The organism is Kluyvera fluvialis (assembly GCF_059725275.1).
Genome location: NZ_AP046142.1, coordinates 2372234 through 2387741, shown reverse-complemented (window position 1 = coordinate 2387741; position 15508 = coordinate 2372234). Strand labels below are relative to the sequence as shown.

Sequence of the window (15508 nt, the reverse complement as noted above, 5' to 3'; positions counted from 1 at the left end):
TACGTTGATTCTATAGGGAATTATCGACCGGAGTGGCAAAACGGAGATTGTCTTCGGTAAAAAAAACAGGCTCGCTTTTCCTACCCGCGAATTCGGTTACCGCTGTCATCAACCACCCGCTCGCCATCTTCTTTACTGAACGCCCCCTTTTGCGCCTGCGGTAAAATATCCAGCACCGTTTCGGAAGGTCGGCACAATCGGGTTCCGATTTCCGTCACCACGATGGGGCGATTAATTAAAATAGGCTGTTGCAGCATGGCGTCAATTAATTGTGCATCGCTCAATTGCCCGTCCGCCAGGCCTAGCGCCGCGTAAGGTTCCACATTCTCACGTAACAATGCCCGGACGCTAATGCCCATTTCAGCAATCCGTTGCAGCAGCTCCTCGCGCGTAGGCGGTGTGTCCAGATAATAGATAATCGTTGGTTCAATACCGCTATTACGGATGATTTCCAGCGTATTGCGCGACGTCCCGCAAGCCGGATTGTGATAAATCGTGATGTTGCTCATAACCGTGCCCCGTTACAGAGAAATAGACAGTCGCAGCGCCAACGCGCTTAACGTGACCAGCAGCACCGGCAGCGTCATAACAATACCGGTGCGGAAATAAACGCCCCAGGAGATAGTCATGTTTTTCTGCGACAAAACATGCAGCCACAACAGCGTCGCGAGGCTACCAATGGGCGTAATTTTCGGCCCCAGATCGCAGCCAATGACATTGGCATAAATCATCGCCTCTTTAATCACCCCTGCCGCACTGCTGCCCTCAATGGACAGTGCCCCCACCAGTACCGTCGGCATGTTATTCATGACAGAGGATAAAAACGCCGTCAGGAACCCCGTGCCCAGCGTCGCTATCCACAGCCCTTTTTCCGCCAGCATATTTAAAATGCCAGAGAGCGACTCGGTAAGCCCGGCGTTACGCAGGCCATAGACCACCAGATACATGCCCAGCGAGAAAATCACAATCTGCCAGGGCGCACCGCGCAGCACTTTGCCGGTGTTAATGGCATGGCCTTTTTTAGCCACCGCAAACAGAATCAGCGCGCCAATCGCCGCAATCGCACTCACCGGAACCCCCAGCGGCTCCAGCACAAAAAAGCCCACCAGCAACAACAGTAACACCAGTAACACCACCCAGCCCGCTTTAAAGGTCGCCAGATCTTTAATCGCCGTTTCCGGCGCGTTCAGTTTCGCTAATTCATAGGTCGGCGGAATGTCTTTACGAAAGAACAGATGCAGCATGACGAGCGTCGCAACAATCGCGGCTATATCGACAGGCACCATTACCGCCGCATATTGTGTAAAGCCCAGGTTGAAGAAATCTGCCGAAACAATATTGACCAGATTGGACACCACCAGCGGCAGGCTGGCTGTATCGGCAATAAACCCTGCCGCCATCACGAAAGCCAGCGTGGTGCGCTTGCTAAAGCCCAGCGCCAGCAGCATAGCGATAACAATAGGGGTTAAAATTAACGCCGCGCCATCGTTGGCAAACAGCGCCGCCACCGCCGCGCCCAACAGCACGATGTAGGTAAACAGCAAGCGCCCCCGGCCTTTTCCCCAGCGCGAAACATGCAGCGCCGCCCATTCAAAAAAGCCGGACTCATCGAGCAGCAGGCTGATGATGATCACCGCAATAAACGTCGCGGTCGCATTCCAGACAATGTTCCACACCACGGGAATATCCGCGAAATGCACAACCCCAGAAAGCAGCGCTAATATCGCGCCAAACGCCGCGCTCCAGCCAATCCCCAAGCCTTTGGGCTGCCAGATAACCAACACCAGGGTCAGCACAAAAATAGCCCCTGCCAATAACATGAAACCTCCTTGACGCGCACGACGCGATTAACACATATGTTTTTTCGAATATATTAGAGCAAAATTTTTAGCAACAAACGGCCTTGCCACCGCTGATGCTATTGGCCTGTGCCAGCTTACGAGCCACCGCCTGAATTTCGTCCTGCTGGCTACGCCAGGCCTGCTCAATAACCTGAGCCGCCCACGATGGCAGATGCGGGGATAAACGGTAATGCACCCATTTCCCCCGCTTGCTATCCAACAACAGTCCACTCTCGCGCAGCATTGCCAGGTGTCGGGAGATTTTCGGCTGTGATTGTTCCAGCGCGCAGCAGAGATCGCACACGCACAGCTCGCCCATTTCTCGCAGTAGCAGGACGATTCCCAAACGGGTTTCATCCGAGAGATTTTTGAACAGTTGTAATGAAGTCAGCGCCATCGTTCCTCCTGTTAAGTGTGGCAACAGGATACGCTTTATCATGACAATAACAATATATATACGCTAAAACATATTTAATCGAAGTGCCAGAACTTAAGGCAAACGCTGATATTCGGCGTCGCTTACCGCTTCCAGCCACTCGTTTGACGCCCCTTCTGCCGGGACTTCGACCGCAATGTGGGCAAACCAACTGCCATGCGCCGCGCCATGCCAATGTTTCGTGCCGGGAGGGATATTAACAACATCACCCATTTTCAGCTCGCGCGCCACTTCCCCCCACGCCTGATACCAGCCTCGACCGCCGGTCACCAGCAAAATCTGCCCCCCTTTGTGGTGAATATGCCAAAAATTACGGCAACCAGGTTCAAACACCACGTTGCCTATCGTCACGCCTTCGCGGGAGAGCATCGTCAGATAGCTGGTTCCGGTAAAATAACGGGCATAGGCTTCGTTTTTCTCGCCGCGTGGGAAAACGCCATTCCCGTCAAAAGTGCTGTTCATAGTGGCTCCAGATAAGGAAGTAATAAATGGGATGAGTATAGAGAGCCAACGAGGTATTGATTAGATGCTGAAATCAGAACTGACCTATGAGCCACTTTCATAAATGAGCTTAACCATTGCCAGAGATGCAAATTTTACGGCATAGTAAACAGCACAAATATTCATCACATAAATAATGCACTTTATGCTGCGCCTCCGGCATTTCATTCCCGTTTTCCGGCAGTTAATGCCGAATTCCTCTTTCGGGGAGTAAAAAGGCATACAGTCGCGTTTATTTACCGGTGCGCTCTATGCCTACGTTACGCTTGCAACGCGAAAACCTGCTGTCCGGTTTTCAATGGTTCTTCTTTATCTTTTGCAACACCGTCGTCGTCCCTCCGACGCTCGTTTCCGCCTTTCATCTTCCGGCCAATAGCCTGTTGATGTTAACGCAGTATGCGTTTCTGACCACCGCCCTCGCCTGCCTGTTTCAGGCTGTTTTCGGCCATCGCCGCGCGATTATGGAAGGGCCAACCGGCCTGTGGTGGGGAACGATTCTCACCGTCACACTCGCCGAAGCCTCGCGCGGCACGCCGCTCAATGACATCGCCAGCAGTCTTGCGGTGGGTATCGCCATTGCCGCATTGCTGACGATGGTTATTGGAATAAGTGGCCTGGGTAGCCGATTAGCGCGGCTGTTTACGCCTACGGTGATGGTGGCGTTTATGCTGCTACTGGGCGCACAGCTCACCGCTATCTTTTTTAAAGGTATGCTCGGGCTGCCGTTTGGGATTGCGGCCACCTCCGTCAATCTGTCGCTGGCACCGTTTGGCATGTCGGTCGCGGTGATGTTTTTTGTCATTGGGCTTATCGTCTTTTTGCCCCAGCGCATTTCACGCTACGCCTTGTTGATAGGTACTGTCGTTGGCTGGCTTTTGTGGCGACTCTGTTTTGGCGCATCGTCAGCGGATTTCACCCCTTTGCACTGGCAATGGTTCCCGCTGGGCAGCCACGGGGCGCTGTCGCCGGGAATTATCCTGACCGCCGTACTCACGGGGCTGGTGAACATCAGTAACACCTACGGTGCACTGCGCGGCACGGACGTCTTTTACCCGCAAACAACGCCCGATAATACGCATTATCGCCGCAGTTTTATCGTTTCCGGGGTGGTCACACTGTTTACCGTTCCGCTGGCCGTCATTCCCTTTTCGCCGTTTGTCTCATCCGTTGGGCTGTTAACCCAAACCGGCGACAGTTCGCGAAAATCCTTTTTCGTCGGCGGCGTGTTATTGCTGCTGGTGGCTGTCGTACCGCCGCTGAGCCGTTTTTTCTGCACCATCCCGCTGGGTGTCAGCAGTGCGGTTATGCTGGTCTCTTATCTGCCACTGCTCTACTCCAGCCTGGTATTCAGCCAGCAGGTTAACTTCACCTCGCGGAATATCTACCGTCTGGCGCTGCCGCTGTTTGTCGGTTTATTCCTTATGAGCCTACCGCCGGTCTATTTGCAGAGCCTGCCGCTAACCCTGCGCCCACTGCTGAGCAACGGCCTGCTGGTGGGCATTTTATTAGCCGTCCTGTTCGACAACCTGATTCCCTGGCAGCGTATTCGCTAGCGTATAGCCGAAACAAAAACGGGCACGATATCGTGCCCGCAGGGGTGAAAAACGGGCCTGTCGGCCCGTTTTTCATTAAGAAACTTTCAGCGTCTGCTCTTGGGTACTGCCAATCTGCCTGAGATAGTATTCAAAACGCGCTCGGAACCATTCACGCTGTTGCTCATTCATATTGCCCGTCACCGCGCAAATATCAACCGATTGCCCAAGCAACTGCATCCGCGCAAAACTGAGCGCCAGAAAATCAAAATTCATTAATGATGGGTAGTCCTGTTGCATTGCATATCCCTCCAAGCGGCTTTCATTTTTAAGGTTATATGCTTTCCTGTTTCCAGTATTCGCCTGTTATCAATATCGATTTAAGCCCTGCGTGCGCAATCCTGGCGCTCGGCGTCACACTTTCAGCAATCCATCCGGTTTTCGGCTCAGACAATCCTGAAGGCAGCGGGGTCCATTTGCGGTACATCAAACAACATTTTTGCAATATACTGTGACAAGTGTAGAACAAATTGAAAACGGGTGATGAATGGACATTGATCTAAATAATCTGGTCTTTGATGGGCTGGAAGAGGCGCAAGAGCGCAACGCAGAGCGTCTGGAAGATGCCGACAAAAAGGCGCAAGCCATTGTTGCCGATGATGATTGCGGCGACGCCTGCAAGATCTGAGACAAAAACCGGTACTCCAAGTACCGGTTTTTTTATACCGCCGACCTTATATCATCAACTCCATGCGCTGGATAATGTGATCCTGGTAGACCGGTTCCAGCTCAACAAAATACCCGCTCCAGCCCCAAACGCGAACAATCAGATTGCGGTGTTTCTCTGGGTGTTTTTGCGCATCCCGCAACGTTTCGCGATTCACCGCATTGAGCTGTAGCTGATGACCCCCAAGATCGACATACGATTTGACCATTAACGCCACTTTCTGAATGTTATCGGCGCTGCGAAATAACGTATCGTGCAGCTCCAGCGTCAGCGGGCCGCCATTGATGGTGCGGGTTAAATCAGGTTTGGTGAACGATTTAATAATCGACACCGGGCCAGGACATTGGCTGAACAGGCTCGGCGAATAGTTACAACCGATGCCCTCACCTTGAAAGCGCCCATCCGCCGTCGCCGCGAGTTCGGCGGAATGCCAGATGTAGTACATCGCCGAGCCGGTTCCTGCGCGATAAATGCCTCCGCGTTCGTTTTTCCGCCCCTGCAAAATATCGGCAAAACTAGTCAGCAGCGCTACCGCTATTTGATCGACGAAATCATCATCCTGCCCCATTTTCGGCGCCTGATAACGCAGACGGTTACGCAGGTTTTCGTTACCGGCAAAATCACTGCCCAACGCCGCCAGCATCTCGTCGGGCGTCACGGTTTTATCCTCGAAGACAAATTTCTTAATCGCCGCTAACGAGTCGGCAGCGGTAGATAGCCCCGTCCCGTGGATGCCGTAATTATTGTAAAGCCCACCCAGCGAGGTGTCCTGAACCTGCTGGGCGCTAACCGTCATCATCAACGATAAAAATGGAGCGGGAAACAGATATAACTTTTGGGTTTGCTGGCAAATTTCATCTACCCGCCGCGCCATCTCATGCTGCACATGGGCGAAAAGAACCTCGTAGGTTGCGCTATTCGCCAGATGTTTAGTGACCGCATCCACCGTCGCCTGCGCAAAAGAAAGCCCGTCAATATTCGGAATATCCATGCCTTTGCCGGGAATAATAAACTCCCAGCAGGCAGCAACCACATAGTTATACGCATCGACCTTTGTATAGCCCAATGCGATAAGGCCTGGGATCACGACATCATCATTAGAATATTGTGGAAACCCTAACCCCTGCTGGGTCAGTTGAGTGCCGAGAATATAGGTTTCCAGCGGCGTTTTGCGATTCACCCGCAGATTGATTTTAGGGTCGATCACATTGAGTTCGAGGCTCGCTTTTAAGCACAGCCGGGACAGCAGATTATAGCTGTCCGATCCGTCCTCATTTAACCCGCCCAGCATCAGCGTCTGGCCATTATCCCCCTGCTGTACACCGGGGTAGATATCTGCATCGCGGTTGAAGGTGAGGAAGAACTCCTCCAGTAGCACCAGTGCACTCGCCTCGGTCAATACGCCGTTGCGCAGGTCATTGCACAAATAGGGATACAGATACTGATCCAACCGCCCGATGGTATTGTGCCAGTGCCCGCCGCACCACATGGTAAAATGGAGGATCCTGAACATTTGTAATGCTTCGAGCAGCGTTTCCGGCGCCTGAGCGGGTATTTTGGCTAACGTTTGAGCCACCAAAAGATTCCCACCGTTCACCGCCGCTTGCCGATAACGTTCGGCAAGCGCCAGCACCCGGTTTAAAATATCCACCTGTAGCTGGATGTAATCCGCCTGAGCCGTTTTATGAGCCAGTATCAATTGTTGTTGTAGCGTCACCAGTTGCGCAATTTTAGCGTCCAACCCCGTCGCCAGTAGCCGTGGATAATCGACGTTAATATTGGAAACTTCACCGTATACCCAATAATTGGCGCGCAACGCCGCCATTTCGCTTGCGGTCAGAATCTGCGGAACAGTCACCACCGTGCGGGTGAACGTAATATGCTCATTGGCGAACACCACCGGTCGCTCTTTATCGAGCACATACATCATCCGCAGCGCTTCGCGGCGGGTGTAGTCAATATTCTGCTGGCTATACTGTTGCGCCAGAACATAGGGGTCTTCAGCATCCTGCCTATATTGCCGTTGAATTTTATCGACAATAAATTGTTGGCGCAGGATGGCAATCAGGTCATTCATAATATGTCACTCCGAATCCCAAAATCGGTGAAAATAGCGGTAGTCCCTTGCACTAACCGCGTGTCATCAAAACCAGGCTGATACTCCAACCCCACCAGCGGATATTTCGCCCCTGCGGTTCGGTGATAAGGAAGCAACTCCACTTTGAGCAATGACCTGGCTCCCTGAATAAACTGCGCAATCTGCACTAAGTTATCTTCTGTATCGGTGATGCCGGGAATCAGTGGGATACGGATAACAAATGGCGTATTGCCCTGACACAGAGTTCTGGCGTTATGCAAAATTCGATCGTTAGGTTTTCCGGTATGTTGTTGATGTAATGTCGAATCAAATAATTTGAGGTCGAACATGACATAGTCAATTTCAGTGATGACCTCAGCAAAGACCTCTGGACGGCAGTAACCCGATGTTTCTATTGCGCAATGAAGATCGGGAATTTGCGCAAGCACCTCCAGTAAAAATAGCGGTTGCATCAGCGGTTCACCGCCGGAGAACGTCACCCCGCCGCCGTAACGGGCATAATAGTCGCTGTGGCGGCGAATCCGGCGGACTAACTCGCTAGCCTCGATCTTCTCTCCCGTAATACGGGGCAAAACAGGAAGAACGTTGCCGCAATATGCGCAAATATTACTCGCCAGTACGTACTGGGATTCTTGGCAAAACCGACACACCGTTTTGGTGGCCATTATTTGCGGCTGCATTCGTAGCCCTTCCGGGTTATGACACCAGCCGCACGTCAGCGGGCAACCTTTTAGAAACACCGTCTGTCGGATGCCCGGCCCATCGAAAACCGCAAACTCTTTAATGTCAAAAATAACGCCCTGTGCCATTGCGCCCTCGTGCCCGTCGTGGGTTATGTTTGCTGCTTACTCTTGCGACATTTTGATAATTTGCGTAATCCGCTGATCGGCAGCTTTCAGGGCGTTTTCAACGTTGCCCTCAAATACCGACTGCTGGATTAAGGTTAAGAATGGGCTATTTTGCGCGCTGATCGCCTCGTTATAAGGAACCAGATACAGATTACGGCCTCTCTCCAGCGCTTTGTTCGCCAGCAAATATTTCGGATTCTGTTGGCTGTAAATATTATCGCTGGCATCCAGACGGGCTGGTACATAACCGTTTTTCGCCATCACTTCAATTTGCGTCTCTTTTGACAACGCCCAGTTGATAAAATCAATCGACTCCTGCTGATGCTTTCCGCCTACCGGCAGCGCAAAGGCGTCCCCGCCCGCGAATGATGCCCAGTCACCTTTTTTCTCACCGGGATAATAAGCCACGCCGTATTCAACATCGGGATAGTTATTCTTAAAGACTTTAAAAGTAAAAGCGCCTGACCCCACCATTCCCACTTTGCCGGAGGCAAACGAATCATTAAGGTTACTATCGACTTTCGAGGCCGGGTCGATAAGCCCATCTTTAAACATTTGATGGAAGAAACTCAGCGTGCGTTTATTCGCCTCACTATTAACTACCGAGCGTTTACCGTCGGCGGAGATAATATCGCCACCGTTTGCCCATAAATAAGGTAAGAAGGTAAATGCAAGACACCCGGAGCAAGTCCCAGGAATAGCATAGCCATATCGCCCCTCACCTAACCTGGTGATTTTTTCTGCGTACTCGCGCAATTCCTGTAGCGTTTCAGGGGGCTGATTAGGATCTAACCCTGCCTGGCGGAAAAGTTTTTTATTATAATAAAGAAAAGACGATTCCGCGGCGAAAGGTACGCCATAAATATGGCCGTTATAGCTGCCGATAGATTTTAGTGAACCGGCTAACTGGTTCATGTATTCCATCGAGGCGACTTTATCGGTTAAATCCACCAACTGGCCAGAGAGACTCAACTCAGGGAAAAAGGAGACATCAATAGCGACAATATCCGGCTGGCTATTGGCCGCAATAGACGCGCTGAGTTTCGACATAATCAGCGCCGAGGGTATAATATTTAGCTGCACCTCGACTTGATCCTGCGATTTATTGTACGTATCGACAATAATATCCAGCGATGACTGATCTGGACGCCCCCAAAAAGTGACCGTCTCTTTTGCCTGAGCCATCGAAACCAATGATGCTGATATGACACAGGCAGCCACAGCGGTACGTGAAAATCGTGAAACCATAAATACCTCTCGCGTATTATTGTTAAGCGCGTGGAGACTATATCTTTTGAATAATAAAACGAACCGCAGGCCATGCGGTTAACGATAAATGCTTTATTATTTATGGTTTAAGCATCAGTCCGTTAAGCCATTCATTAATAGTCCATTAGCTGATTAAGGTGTTAATTTTGAAACAGAGTAATCGAGGGAAAACGTTTTCCCACAAAAACTTAAGCGCGATGTGAAAGGCGTCGCAAATAACAACAATAGATAGGGAATAGTGTGAGGCAGAATCTAAATACGTTAAAAATAAAATATTCACCACAAGAATATAAAAGACTCCACCTGTATTTATTAAATATTATAAAACAGAAATGGATTGCGCCGATTTTATGATCCATTCACTCCCAAATAGCGAAACTCAGGAGCGAATGGGGCATGGTGAATGGCGCTGGAATCGGGTTACAACACCGCTATCATGCCTGTCGGGCGTTATCAAGCCAGGCGTAAATCGCCGCCAAATCCTGCTCCGCCAGCCCTTTCTCGGCGGCGTCCTGCCATAAATGAGCGATATCATTCATCATCGGCATGGTTCCCTGCGGGGCGTTTTCTAACGCCAGACGCGCGTCTTTTAACGCATGTTGTAACTGCATTTGCGGGCGGTAATCCGCTTTGGCAATCATCTCTAGCTTACCTTTGACATACGGCGCAGCCAGTGGGCCGCCTTCGAGCGTCTCCCACAGTTGCGATGGCGTAAAACCAAACTGTTTCGCCAACTGCATACTTTCTGCCACCCCTTGCATCATCGAGATAAGCCAGGCATTGATAACCAGTTTCATTTTTTGGCTATTGCCCGCCTCGCCGTACCATTGCGTGCCGCGTGAAATCGCATCAAAAACGGTTTGCGCGGATTCCGCACGCTGCCGATCGCCGCTAGCCATCACCAGAATTTGCGCATTTTCAGCGGGCGCTTTCGTCCCCGAAACCGGCGCATCAAGATACAGCATATCTGGGCGCAGTTGCTGCAACAGTGCGATAGCGTCATTAGTTTCCTGAATACCAATAGTGCCCATCTGGCAGAAAGTGGCATTCGGTGGGCAAGATTCTGCGATGGCGCGAATCGTCACCAGGGTGGCCGCACCATCGGTCAGCATGGCAATAATCACCTGTGCGTTGGCGGCGGCCTGTGGCGCATCGGCACACTGTTGCAGGCCGCTTGCCTGTAAATCATCGCCACGTCCGGGTGTGCGGTTCCAGCCGTATACCGTAAACCCTTTTTTCAGCAAATTGGCGGCAAACGCGTGCCCCATTGCGCCTAAACCCAGAACCGCTACCGCAGGCAGTGCCTTCATTTTATGCTCCTCACATGTTCGGCTATTTTTGGTAGCCTGATGATTATTCGCTCAAAATGCAACCCATCATCCGGCAAATGCAGCAGTAACCCAGCCAGTTTCAGCCCTTCCGCCCGCCGGATTTACCAATCGCTTTATGCAAATCGTTAATCCGTTTCATTGAGCGGATAGTGCGCTGTGAGGCGGTTGAGGCGACCGAAAGCACCAGCATTTCGAGGCACACCATCACCGTGCCGTGGAGCGGTACGCGGCCATTTTCTCCGCGCGGAACGTGGATAACCACCTGCGACATTTCGCTGAAGCGCGAATCCGTCGCCTGAGTCAACAAAATGGTCGGAATGCCCAGCCGTTCCGCTTCACGCAAGGTGGTTAGCCCTTCGCGATGCGGAGATTTTTGCCCCATCATAATCAGCACATCGCCGCGCTGTAACGAAATCAATTGTTCGGCAAGACTGAATCCAGTGCGATTAAGAACATACGACGGCAGGCCGATGCGGTTAAACAATCGTGCAGTGTAGTCGGTGAGAATACCCGATGCGCCAATGCCAAACAGCGCAACCTGTCGTGCATCGCTGAGCAGTGCCACGGCTTGCGCTATCGCTGCGCGGTTGTCGAGACTCGCCAGTATTTCGCAGGCACGAAGATGCCCTTCCAGCACAAAATCGATACTGGAATTGACGTCACTGGTCAGCGCCCCCACCGTCGATGCCATTTTCTCCGCCGAGGTAATCGTCGGGCCAAACCAGTGCTGCATGGTCTGTTTGAGGTCGCGTAGACCCGCAAATCCCAACGCCTGAATCGCCCGAACCACCGTGGCATCAGAGGTTTGCGTCGCGCTGGCAATTTCCATCGCCGTATGGTCGAGCACCGCTTCACGGTTGTCGTCAATCCAGTTAACTACCGCCAGTAGCCGGGGTGAAAGTTGGCAACTGCGGCTGCGCAGACGTTCACCGAACAAGTCCACTCGCCGTTTTTCTTTGCGCGTCGCTAACTGGCTCATTTGGCCTCCTGCACAAGGGGCCGGCCGGCGATTTGCGACTGAACTTCCGCCACCAGAAGGCTTAATGCGGCGTAGGAGTTCGAGATAACCTCCTCACGCGGCAGCAAAATATAGTGTCCGGTATGGCAGGCGCGCATGAAATCACACCAGCCAGGCATCACCTTTTCCATATCGTTCAATTCATCCTGCGGCTTACCGCCGGTATCAGAGCGCCAGGTGGCAAAGACAAAATCGGCGTCCAGTTCCGGCAACTGCTCGGCGCTAACGTCAATCCGCTCGCCGTCAGGAATACGCTCAATCAGCGGAGGAAAACGAAAGCCAGCATCACGCAGCACCCGCCCCAGAGAGTGATAAGAGTGATGAACGGTGACTTTTCCATTGTTGGCCTGAATCACCGATACCGTCATTTTTTGGCTATCTATGGTTTGTCGCAACTGTTGAATTTGCGTCTGATAACGGCGATCGAGCACTGCGAGCCGCGCCTGTGTCCCGGTTAATTGCGCCAGCTTGCTGTAGATACGCGGCGCGCTACCCAACAGATGGTCGATACTGACCGTCGGGGCAATTTTTGCCAGTTGTTCAATCGGCACATTGCGGTTTGGCTCGGTGATAATCAGATCAGGTTTCGCCGCCGCCACCGCTTCAAGGTCTATATCCGCCGTGCCGATGAATGCGATATCACTGTTATCGAAATCGATTCCGGTCAACAGCGCACTGGAGCGCAGATAATGGCTGCCGTCCGGGCGTGTGCGCCCATGACTGGCAACCGGCGGGACACCCAGCTCAATCAATGGAATGGTAATATCGAGATCGTGCATCGAAACAATACGCTGCGGGTGGAGCGGAACCTGCACCACGCGCCCGAGATCATCGGTAAACGCCTGCGTTTGCGCAGCAGCTACCGCGCTAAAAAGCCAAACGGCTGACATCAGTCCACGGATGGTCATCCTGATCCTCACAAGGCGTCGCGCCGACGCCACAGCAGTAAAATAAAGAATGGGCAGCCCACTAACGAGATGATAATTCCAGCCGGAATTTGCAGCGGCGCAAAGGCCAGCCGCCCGAAGGTGTCGGTCAGAAGCACCAGCAGCGCCCCGATTAACGCGCTGCCGCTGAGTAACGCGACCTGCCCACCGCGCAGTAAAAATCGCGCCATATGTGGAGCCATCAGGCCGACAAAACCCAGGCTTCCCACGCAGGAAACGCTGGCGGCGGTGAGCAAAACCGGCGCGAAAAAGCGCAGCAACGTCAGGCGCGATAAACGCACGCCCAGCCCGCTGGCGACCTGATTCCCCAGCAAAGCAACATCGGCCGCCCGCGCGGTGAGATACAAAATCAGCACCGCCGGTAACGCCCACGCCATCGCCACCGCCAGCAGCGGCCAGGTCGCCGCGTGCAGGCTACCAGCAAGCCAGGTCATCGCCGTTTGTACATCGCGAATGTCTGCGGTGGTAACAAACAGCCCCATTGCCGCCGACAGCGCCCACGACACGCCTATACCAATCAAAATAAAGCGCGGGCGCGAGAGATCGCGCGCCAGCACAATCACCAACAGAGCCACCAGCACACCGCCCAACATGCCCGCCAACGGTCGCCAGGCGAGGCTCAGCGACGGGAAGGCCAGAATTAAGGTCAGCACCACGATGCTGGAGCCTTCTTTGACGCCGATAAGCCCGGGATCGGCAAGACCATTACGAGTGATAGACTGCATCGCCGCGCCCGCCAGCCCGAGCATACCGCCGCAAAAAATCGCCATCAGCAATCGAGGCAGGCGGATATCGCGCACGATATACAGTTGCTGAGGGTTTAACGCCTCTGGATAAAACAGTGACCGCGCGATAGCGCCCGTCGGCACAGGCAGCGAGCCTCGGGTGACGCCAAACAGCAGCAGCAGCGTAATCACCGCCGCCAGCAGCGCCGCTATTTTCAATAACCGAGGGCGTAGCAATACTCGCCACGGCCCTAGCGCCAGGGGGCGAAAACCGGCTTTCATTACCGCACGCGTCATTTGAAAAACCTCACCGCGATGATGATAAACACCGGTGCGCCGACCATCGCGGTCATCACCCCGGTCGCCAGCTCCTGCGGCGCAAGTAGCCAGCGCGCCAAAATATCGGCGGCCAACAGCAGCAGCGCACCGGCAGGCAACGCCAACAACAGGCCAATGCGGATATCTTGCCCGCTCCAGCGGCGAATCACGTGCGGAACGACAAGGCCGATGAAGCCAATCGGCCCTGCCACCGACACCGCCGCGCCGCACAATAGCGCAATCGCGATAATCCCCAACACGCGAGTACGGGTAACCGCCACGCCCAGTCCGCTGGCAACCCGATCGCCCAGTGCCAGAATATTAAGCCGGGGCGCGAGGAGTGCCGCCAGCAAAACGCCCCCCCATGCCGGTGCGCTGGCAAGCGTCAACTGCGAGAGGCTAACACCGGCTAAATCTCCTGCAAGCCAGGTACGCATCGCCTGTAGCGTTTGTTCGTCGAGAATCAAAATGGCGGCGGTCACCGCCGAGGCAAAGGCCGACAGCGCCACACCGCAGAGGGTGATTTTCATCGCCGTTGCCCCCGCGCGCCCCGCCGATGCCAGCAGCATCACCAGACCAAACAGCGCCGCCGCGCCAAGCGCCGCCGTTAACGGGCGGCTAATACTGCTATCCCCCAACGACACGCCCGCCGCAGAGCAGGCAACCACCGCCAGCGTAGCCCCCGCGTTGAGGCCAAGAATATGCGGCTCACCCAGCGGGTTACGGATAACCGTTTGCAGTAATAGCCCCGCCGCGCCCAGCGCCGCGCCGGTCAATAGCGCGGCGAGCAGACGGGTAAGCCGCAGGCTCACAATAATGCGGTGGTCAAAATTTCGCGGGTCGTAATTCAGTAGTGCATCCACCACCACGCGTGGCGCAATTGCCCGCGCCCCCAGGCTTAAGTGAATGACCGCGCCGAGACACAGCAGCCCGCTCATCAGCAATAGCGCCACCAGCGGGCGGGCAGAACGCTGCCGATGCAGCACCGTTTGGCTGCTCATCCAACGCACTCCGGGCGAGCGCAAAATGGCATAAACAACGGCTTACCGGTTTGCGGGTTATGCAGCATTTGCACATCAACATCAAACACCTGTTTGATTATCTCCGCCGTACATGGATTGTGTTCATCGACAATACCCGCAATCCTCCCCTGCTTCATAAACACCAACGTATCGGCGTAGTTGACGGCAAAGTTGAGGTCGTGCAGTACGGTAATCACCGTGCGCTGATGCTCGCGGGTGAGTTGCTGAAGTAATTCGAGGATCTCGACCTGGTAGCGTAAATCAAGCCAGGTGATGGGTTCATCCAGCAGGATAGTGGCGGTTTGCTGCGCCAGCGCCATTGCAATCCAGCAGCGCTGGCGCTGGCCGCCGGAAAGGCTATCCACCGGCAAATGGGCATACTCCAGCGTGCCGGTTAAGCGTAATGCCTCCTCCACCGCCAGCTCGTCAGCGTCTGACCATTGGCGTATCAGCCCTTGCCAGGGGAAGCGCCCGCGCGACACCAGCTCAAACACCGTCAGCCCTTCCGGCGTCAACGGTGATTGTGGCAACAGGCCAAGCTGTCGCGCCACCTGTTTGGTTGGCTGTTGATGAATGTCGCGGCCATCAAGGCGTACGCAGCCACCCAGCGGTTTTAGCATCCGCGCGATGGTGTTCAATAAGGTGGATTTACCGGAACCGTTGGCCCCCGCCAGCACCGTCATTTTACCGACCGGTAGCGTCAGGCTAATGTCGTCAACAATGCGTTGGTTGCCGTATCCGGCACTGAGTGATTCCAGCACAATTCCGCGTTCCTGCGGGGTAGCTCGCCGCTGTGGCATGTTTCGTTCTCTCCGGCGGCAACGACGTGGTATCGTTCTGCACTTTAAATAAATCTCATTCTCTTTTGATCATGCAATGGCGTTATGTAGTAGTC

General features: G+C 53.7%; 16 protein-coding genes. 2 read left to right on the top strand and 14 right to left on the bottom strand.

Annotation, left to right across the window (positions count from 1 at the left end; genetic code table 11):
- Positions 1 to 80 precede the first annotated feature (80 nt).
- The 4 genes from arsC to AC6I4B_RS11350 all read right to left on the bottom strand — a co-directional run bounded on the left by arsC (position 81) and on the right by AC6I4B_RS11350 (position 2739).
- Positions 81 to 509 carry a glutaredoxin-dependent arsenate reductase gene (gene arsC, locus AC6I4B_RS11365; protein ID WP_497771752.1) on the bottom strand — a complete coding sequence of 143 codons (429 nt, stop codon included), beginning with the start codon at positions 507 to 509 and terminating at the stop codon, positions 81 to 83.
- Between the two features lie 12 nt (positions 510 to 521).
- Positions 522 to 1820, bottom strand: a complete 1299-nt coding sequence (locus tag AC6I4B_RS11360) for an arsenic transporter (RefSeq protein ID WP_497771750.1) — start codon at positions 1818 to 1820, stop codon at positions 522 to 524.
- A gap of 67 nt (positions 1821 to 1887) precedes the next feature.
- On the bottom strand, positions 1888 to 2238 hold the full coding sequence (locus tag AC6I4B_RS11355; RefSeq protein WP_497771748.1) for a transcriptional regulator: 351 nt from the start codon (positions 2236 to 2238) through the stop codon (positions 1888 to 1890).
- A gap of 93 nt (positions 2239 to 2331) precedes the next feature.
- Entirely contained in the window at positions 2332 to 2739 is a 408-nt protein-coding gene (locus tag AC6I4B_RS11350; protein WP_497771747.1) for a cupin domain-containing protein, read from the bottom strand.
- 290 nt (positions 2740 to 3029) lie between these two features.
- Between AC6I4B_RS11350 and AC6I4B_RS11345 the strand changes: the two genes are divergently transcribed.
- Positions 3030 to 4331 carry a uracil/xanthine transporter gene (locus tag AC6I4B_RS11345; protein WP_497771745.1) on the top strand — a complete coding sequence of 434 codons (1302 nt, stop codon included), beginning with the start codon at positions 3030 to 3032 and terminating at the stop codon, positions 4329 to 4331.
- 75 nt (positions 4332 to 4406) lie between these two features.
- On the opposite strand, the gene AC6I4B_RS11340 is transcribed toward AC6I4B_RS11345, so the two are convergent.
- Positions 4407 to 4610 carry a glycogen synthesis protein GlgS gene (locus AC6I4B_RS11340; RefSeq protein ID WP_497771743.1) on the bottom strand — a complete coding sequence of 68 codons (204 nt, stop codon included), beginning with the start codon at positions 4608 to 4610 and terminating at the stop codon, positions 4407 to 4409.
- Between the two features lie 247 nt (positions 4611 to 4857).
- On the opposite strand from AC6I4B_RS11340, the gene AC6I4B_RS11335 reads away from it, so the two are divergent.
- Entirely contained in the window at positions 4858 to 4998 is a 141-nt protein-coding gene (locus tag AC6I4B_RS11335; RefSeq protein WP_497771741.1) for a hypothetical protein, read from the top strand.
- A 46-nt stretch (positions 4999 to 5044) separates the two neighbouring features.
- Here AC6I4B_RS11335 and AC6I4B_RS11330 read toward each other — a convergent pair whose 3' ends face one another.
- From AC6I4B_RS11330 to AC6I4B_RS11290, 9 genes are all read right to left on the bottom strand, one after another.
- Positions 5045 to 7114, bottom strand: a complete 2070-nt coding sequence (locus AC6I4B_RS11330; RefSeq protein WP_497771740.1) for a pyruvate formate lyase family protein — start codon at positions 7112 to 7114, stop codon at positions 5045 to 5047.
- Positions 7111 to 7944 (bottom strand): glycyl-radical enzyme activating protein, encoded by an 834-nt coding sequence (locus AC6I4B_RS11325; protein WP_497771738.1) that lies wholly within the window; start codon positions 7942 to 7944, stop codon positions 7111 to 7113. Before AC6I4B_RS11325 ends, AC6I4B_RS11330 begins: the two co-directional genes overlap by 4 nt.
- A gap of 36 nt (positions 7945 to 7980) precedes the next feature.
- On the bottom strand, positions 7981 to 9168 hold the full coding sequence (locus tag AC6I4B_RS11320) for an ABC transporter substrate-binding protein (RefSeq protein ID WP_497771737.1): 1188 nt from the start codon (positions 9166 to 9168) through the stop codon (positions 7981 to 7983).
- Between the two features lie 518 nt (positions 9169 to 9686).
- The gene (locus AC6I4B_RS11315) at positions 9687 to 10562 is read right to left on the bottom strand and encodes an NAD(P)-dependent oxidoreductase (protein ID WP_497771735.1); all 876 of its coding nucleotides are present in this window, start codon (positions 10560 to 10562) and stop codon (positions 9687 to 9689) included.
- 100 nt (positions 10563 to 10662) lie between these two features.
- Entirely contained in the window at positions 10663 to 11562 is a 900-nt protein-coding gene (locus tag AC6I4B_RS11310; RefSeq protein ID WP_497771733.1) for a MurR/RpiR family transcriptional regulator, read from the bottom strand.
- The gene (locus AC6I4B_RS11305; protein ID WP_497771732.1) at positions 11559 to 12509 is read right to left on the bottom strand and encodes an ABC transporter substrate-binding protein; all 951 of its coding nucleotides are present in this window, start codon (positions 12507 to 12509) and stop codon (positions 11559 to 11561) included. The genes AC6I4B_RS11310 and AC6I4B_RS11305 overlap by 4 nt, the downstream gene beginning before the upstream one ends.
- An 8-nt stretch (positions 12510 to 12517) precedes the next feature.
- A complete protein-coding gene (locus AC6I4B_RS11300) occupies positions 12518 to 13570 on the bottom strand; it encodes a FecCD family ABC transporter permease (protein WP_497771730.1) in 1053 nt (350 codons plus the stop codon).
- A complete protein-coding gene (locus AC6I4B_RS11295) occupies positions 13567 to 14592 on the bottom strand; it encodes a FecCD family ABC transporter permease (protein ID WP_497771728.1) in 1026 nt (341 codons plus the stop codon). Before AC6I4B_RS11295 ends, AC6I4B_RS11300 begins: the two co-directional genes overlap by 4 nt.
- Positions 14589 to 15413: an ABC transporter ATP-binding protein gene (locus tag AC6I4B_RS11290; RefSeq protein WP_497771727.1), complete on the bottom strand. Its 825-nt coding sequence runs from the start codon at positions 15411 to 15413 to the stop codon at positions 14589 to 14591. Before AC6I4B_RS11290 ends, AC6I4B_RS11295 begins: the two co-directional genes overlap by 4 nt.
- Positions 15414 to 15508 lie beyond the last annotated feature (95 nt).

Excerpts from the sequence above, each read along its gene's own strand:
- AC6I4B_RS11310 (WP_497771733.1), bottom strand. The coding sequence starts at position 11,562 with ATGAGCCAGTTAGCGACGCGCAAAGAAAAACGGCGAGTGGACTTGTTC.
- AC6I4B_RS11330 (WP_497771740.1), bottom strand. The coding sequence starts at position 7,114 with ATGAATGACCTGATTGCCATCCTGCGCCAACAATTTATTGTCGATAAA.
- AC6I4B_RS11340 (WP_497771743.1), bottom strand. The coding sequence starts at position 4,610 with ATGCAACAGGACTACCCATCATTAATGAATTTTGATTTTCTGGCGCTC.
- AC6I4B_RS11350 (WP_497771747.1), bottom strand. The coding sequence starts at position 2,739 with ATGAACAGCACTTTTGACGGGAATGGCGTTTTCCCACGCGGCGAGAAA.
- AC6I4B_RS11320 (WP_497771737.1), bottom strand. The coding sequence starts at position 9,168 with ATGGCTCAGGCAAAAGAGACGGTCACTTTTTGGGGGCGTCCAGATCAG.
- AC6I4B_RS11345 (WP_497771745.1), top strand. The coding sequence starts at position 3,030 with ATGCCTACGTTACGCTTGCAACGCGAAAACCTGCTGTCCGGTTTTCAA.
- AC6I4B_RS11305 (WP_497771732.1), bottom strand. The coding sequence starts at position 12,509 with ATGACCATCCGTGGACTGATGTCAGCCGTTTGGCTTTTTAGCGCGGTA.
- AC6I4B_RS11295 (WP_497771728.1), bottom strand. The coding sequence starts at position 14,592 with ATGAGCAGCCAAACGGTGCTGCATCGGCAGCGTTCTGCCCGCCCGCTG.
- AC6I4B_RS11355 (WP_497771748.1), bottom strand. The coding sequence starts at position 2,238 with ATGGCGCTGACTTCATTACAACTGTTCAAAAATCTCTCGGATGAAACC.
- AC6I4B_RS11325 (WP_497771738.1), bottom strand. The coding sequence starts at position 7,944 with ATGGCACAGGGCGTTATTTTTGACATTAAAGAGTTTGCGGTTTTCGAT.
- AC6I4B_RS11300 (WP_497771730.1), bottom strand. The coding sequence starts at position 13,570 with ATGACGCGTGCGGTAATGAAAGCCGGTTTTCGCCCCCTGGCGCTAGGG.
- AC6I4B_RS11290 (WP_497771727.1), bottom strand. The coding sequence starts at position 15,413 with ATGCCACAGCGGCGAGCTACCCCGCAGGAACGCGGAATTGTGCTGGAA.
- AC6I4B_RS11335 (WP_497771741.1), top strand. The coding sequence starts at position 4,858 with ATGGACATTGATCTAAATAATCTGGTCTTTGATGGGCTGGAAGAGGCG.
- AC6I4B_RS11315 (WP_497771735.1), bottom strand. The coding sequence starts at position 10,562 with ATGAAGGCACTGCCTGCGGTAGCGGTTCTGGGTTTAGGCGCAATGGGG.
- AC6I4B_RS11360 (WP_497771750.1), bottom strand. The coding sequence starts at position 1,820 with ATGTTATTGGCAGGGGCTATTTTTGTGCTGACCCTGGTGTTGGTTATC.
- arsC (WP_497771752.1), bottom strand. The coding sequence starts at position 509 with ATGAGCAACATCACGATTTATCACAATCCGGCTTGCGGGACGTCGCGC.